The 4,755-nt window shown below is 59.7% G+C and carries 3 protein-coding genes; all 3 read left to right on the forward strand.

From position 1 onward, the window contains the following. Positions 1 to 1,738 (forward strand): ATP-binding protein (locus ACESMT_RS12535; protein ID WP_372826931.1); only part of this gene is annotated, 1,738 nt, incomplete at its 5' end. After that, positions 1,728 to 2,192 carry a response regulator gene (locus tag ACESMT_RS12540; protein ID WP_372826932.1) on the forward strand — a complete coding sequence of 155 codons (465 nt, stop codon included), beginning with the start codon at positions 1,728 to 1,730 and terminating at the stop codon, positions 2,190 to 2,192. The genes ACESMT_RS12535 and ACESMT_RS12540, both read left to right, overlap by 11 nt. Continuing rightward, positions 2,192 to 4,755: PAS domain-containing protein (locus tag ACESMT_RS12545; protein WP_372826933.1), on the forward strand; the 2,564-nt coding region annotated here is incomplete at its 3' end. The genes ACESMT_RS12540 and ACESMT_RS12545, both read left to right, overlap by 1 nt.

A 4,755-nucleotide genomic window follows, 5' to 3' on the forward strand; every position in this document is an offset into this window, starting at 1 on the left:
CCGGAGCGATCTCGCGCCCTGGCTGGGCCTGCATTACCCGGCCGGAGACATTCCCCAGCAGGCGCGCGATTTGCTCGCCAAAACTTCGATTCGCCCGGTACCTGACATCAATGGCGAACTGGCCGAGATGATGCCGCTCGTCAATCCCGATACCGGCATGCCGGTCGACATGACGTTTTGCGCGCTGCGCGGCTTGTCACTTATGCACACCGAATACCTGCAAAACATGGGCGTGGCGGCTGGACTGACCATGCCGCTGCGCCGGGACAACGTGCTGTGGGGGCTGATTTCCTGCCACCATTACAGCGGCCCGTACCACCTGCCCTATGAGCTGCGCGCAGCCTGTGAATTTCTGGCACAGATGGGCTCTCTTCAACTCCGTGCTGTCGAAGACCGCGAAAATGCGGCCTACCGCCTTCGGCTGGAAGAGGTCAACCAGCAACTACTCAGCATCGCTGCGCGGGAAGGCGAGCTCAACGTCATGATTGATGGCAATTCCTCGCTGCTAAGCGCCATGCACGCTGGTGGTGCGGCGCTGTTTCATCGTGACCGCTGGTGGCGGGTCGGCCAGACGCCGGATGAAACGCAGCTCGAGGCGCTAAGCCAGTGGCTGGTTGGCCGGCTCGACGCCGGCTCACTGGCCAGCCCGATGTACGCGACGCATTCGCTCGCGGCGGCTTACCCTGCTGGCGCTGCCTTTGCCGATGTTGCCAGCGGCGTGCTGGCTGCACCACTGTCACGCAGCGGCCAGAACCTGATGATGTGGTTTCGGCCGGAGGTCAAACAGACCGTGAACTGGGGCGGCAACCCGCATGACAAGCCTCAGGTCACTGGCCCCAACGGTCCGCGCCTGACGCCCCGGCGCAGTTTCGAGCTGTTCAGCGAATCAATCCATCAGCAGGCTACACCCTGGCTGGACGTTGAGGTCGAAGCGGTGGCGAACCTGCGGACGCTGATCATTGATCTGGTCATTGCCCGTGCCGAACGAATTGACGTACTGAATGACGACCTGGCGCGCAGCAATGAAGAGCTCGATGCTTTCGCCTACGTCGCAAGCCATGACTTGAAAGAACCGCTGCGCGGCATTCATAAATACGCGCATCAACTGATGGAAGCAGCGCCTGCCAATGAAGACGAAAAGCGCAAGCTTGAGTGCCTGATGCGTTTGACTTTGCGAATGGACGGTCTGCTTGATTCGCTGCTGCATTTTTCGCGTGTCGGCCGGGAAGAGCTGGTGCTGGAAAAAGTCGATCTGAACGAAGTGCTGGCCGATGCGATGGAGATGGTTGGCTCGCGTACCGGCGATGGCTGTACCGAGATCGTCGCGCCGCGCGTGCTGCCTTGGGTCATGTGCGACCGCGTGCGGGTTCGCGAAGTACTGGTTAATCTGCTTTCAAATGCCATCAAATACAACGACAAGGCGTTCAAGCGGGTGGAAGTCGGCTATGTGGGTGCCCAGGAAGCATCGCTGCGCGGCACCTTTCCCGCCGGTACGGAGGCGCAGACGGTGTACTGCGTGCGCGACAACGGCATCGGCATCGCGTCGCGTCATTTCGATCAGGTGTTCAAAATGTTCAAGCGCCTGCATGGCCGTGAAGATTACGGTGGCGGCACCGGCGCTGGCCTGACGATTGTGCGCAAGCTGGTGGAGCGACACCGGGGACAGGTCTGGCTTGAATCCGCCGCTGGCGAGGGAAGCACGTTTTATTTCACCCTGAGTACGTCGGATGACATCTAGCACCCCGTCCACTTTTGCCGCGCCTATCTTGGTTGTGGAAGACTCCGACGAAGACTTCGACAGTTTGCGCGAGGCTGCCGCTGCGGCCGGCGTGACGCGAGTGATTCACCGCGGCGCTTCGGGCAGTGATTGCCTGGCGATGCTGCGCGGAGAAGGTGACGTGAATTTGCCGCTGTTGCCGGCTCTTATCGTGATGGACCTCAATTCGCATGGCGTCGATGGCCGGGAAGCCCTGGTGGCCATCAAGACCGATGCCCGCCTGAAGGAAATCCCTGTGGTGGTGCTGACAACGTCGGGCAATCCCCGGGATGTAGAATTTTGCTATCGGGCAGGCGCCAACGCCTACCACGTCAAGCCCGTTCGTCACGACCAGTATTCATTGCTGCTTCGCTCCTTGATGCACTACTGGCTTGAAAGCGTTACGCTGCATGAGTCTCTGGCGAAAGTCGATTGATGGCAAACGCAGAAAAAGAAGTCTTGGAGCCCTGGTGCGTCGTCATCATTGACGACAGCCCCGAAGATCGCTTGGAAATCCGCCGCATGCTGCTCAAGGGATCGGATCGGCGCCTGAGCTTCATCGAGGCTGGAACGGCTGAAGCAGGCATCCAGGCGGTGCTGGGTGCGGCGCATCCCCCCGATTGCATCATGCTCGACTACAACCTGCCGGACATGGACGCGCCTGATGTGCTGGCTGCGCTTTTAGGGCCGGACGGCGTGCCGGTGTGCCCGGTGGTGGTGCTGACCGGCGGCACCAGCCGGGAGCACGGCCGACACGCTCTGCGCGCTGGCGCACAAGACTACGTCGGCAAGGACTGGACCAGCCCACAGGCGTTGAACAGGGCGGTTGAAAACGCTTGTGAGAGCTGGGCCATGGCGCGCGAACTTCGCCAGCGCAAGGATGCCCTGCGGCTGGCGACCGACCGCGATACATTCCGCAGCTTGTTAGGTGACGCCACGCGCGACCTGAGGGACGAGCATTCGCTCAAGCGCGTGGCCTCTCACCTGTTGGGCATGCACCTGAAGGTCAACAGGATCATGTTTGGCGAAGTGGTTGGTGAAGCAACCCTGGTGGTCGGGCAGAGCTACGTCAACGGCGTGCAGCAGATTGAGGGCAGCTACAGCCTGAACGACTATGGCCCGGAGCTGCTGGCCACTTTAGTATCGGGGGAAAACATTGTGGTGCCCGACATTCGTGGCGGTTGCGCTTACTCGGAGACCGAAAAGGCGGCCTGCGCCCAGAAGGAGATCGGCGCCAATCTGGCTATTCCAATTATGCGAAACGGCCGACTGGCTGCGGTTCTCGGCGTGCATCAAAAAATGCCGCGTGACTGGACTCCTCAAGACATATTGATGACGCGGGAAATCGCGGAGCGCACTTGGGCTGCCGTGGAGCATGCGCGGGCCGAAGGAAATCTGCTGGCCAAGGAGCTACAGCTATCGCAGATGATGCAGACGATGCCGTCTTTCTCGGCTGTGCTTGTTGGCCCCACCTTTATTTTTCAGCTGGCCAACCAGTCTTACCTCAACTTGGTCGGGCGAGGCCCCGAGATCATCGGAAAATCCCTTCTTGATGCTCTGCCTGAAATTGCCGACCAGTCTTTTCCTGACTTGCTCGAAGAGGTTTACCGCACGGGCAAGCCGTTTGAAATCAAGTCGATGGTCGTCAAACTGCCACGCGGGCCGGGTGGGAGCCTGATCGATATTTTTGTCGACTTCGCTTATCTGCCGTTGCGTGAAGCCGATGGCCACGTGACAGGTATTTTTGTTCACGGGGTTGACCGCACGGCTGAAGTGCGGGGAACCAAAGAGCTGGCCCGACGGGAGCGCGAACTGCGCAACGTCACTGAAAACACGCCCGACGCGCTGGCGCGCTTTGACCGCCAGTTTCGCCATGTATTTGTCAACTCCGTCATCGAAAAAATCACCGGCCGTCCGGTGGCCGAAATTCTCGGTCAAACCTGCCGTGAACTGGGTATGCCACAAGAGCTGTGCGAAGAATGGGAAAAAGCGATTCGTCACGTTTTTGACTATGAGGTGCAACAATTGATCGACTTTTCTTTTGCGACCTCCCAGGGGCTTCGACATTTTTCGTGTCGGCTGGTACCCGAGTTCAATGAGCGCAAGCAGGTTGAGTCCGTGCTCGGCGTGACGCACGACATCACCGACCGCCGGGCCTATGAGCAGCGGCTGTTAGAGCAGGATCTGCGCAAAGATGAATTTTTGGCAATGCTGGCGCATGAGCTGCGTAACCCGCTGGCACCCATACGAACCGGTTTGCAGTTGCTCAAACTATCGCCGAAGACCGAAGTTTCGGCGCGTACCTTGCCGATGATGGAGCGTCAGATGGGACATCTGGTGCGCCTGATTGACGATCTGCTGGATGTCTCGCGCATCAGCAGCGGCAAGATCGTCCTGAAACGTGAGCGGATCGCTTTGCAGGAGGTCGCCGCCGCCGCGCTGGAGGTGTCGCGGCCATTGATCGACGCAGTGGGGCACTCGTTGACGATTGACTGGCCTGATCAGCCCATCTGGCTGGATGCGGACCCAACCCGGCTGGCGCAGATTTTCAGTAATTTGCTGACCAACTCTGCCAAATACATGCGCCCAGGTGGCCGGATCATATTTTCGGCGCGACGGGAAGGTGAAAGCGTTTTGATCTCGGTGCTGGATACAGGCTTTGGCATTCCGGCCGAGATGCTGGGCTCGGTGTTCGACATGTTCACGCAGATCAACCGTACGCTTGATCGTGCGCAGGGCGGCCTGGGTATCGGCTTGGCGCTGGTCAAGACGCTGGTCGAAATGCACGATGGATCGGTTCAGGCGGCCAGTGCCGGCATTGACAGGGGTAGCGAATTCACCGTGAGCCTGCCGGCGGCGCTAGGAGCCTGTCGGACTTGGGGCGTCGAGAGCGAAAATCGGGCCCAGCGAGGACAGTTTTTGCCGGATTTGCAGACCCATAGCCCAGCTATGGGACAAAAAGACGGTGAAAAATGGACCGCTGCGGTCGATTTGCAGCC

It is taken from the genome of Polaromonas sp., assembly GCF_041689105.1.
GTDB lineage: Bacteria > Pseudomonadota > Gammaproteobacteria > Burkholderiales > Burkholderiaceae_C > Polaromonas.

Bases quoted from the DNA above. Each gene is read 5' to 3' on its own strand.
- ACESMT_RS12540 (WP_372826932.1), top strand. From the start codon at position 1,728: ATGACATCTAGCACCCCGTCCACTTTTGCCGCGCCTATCTTGGTTGTG.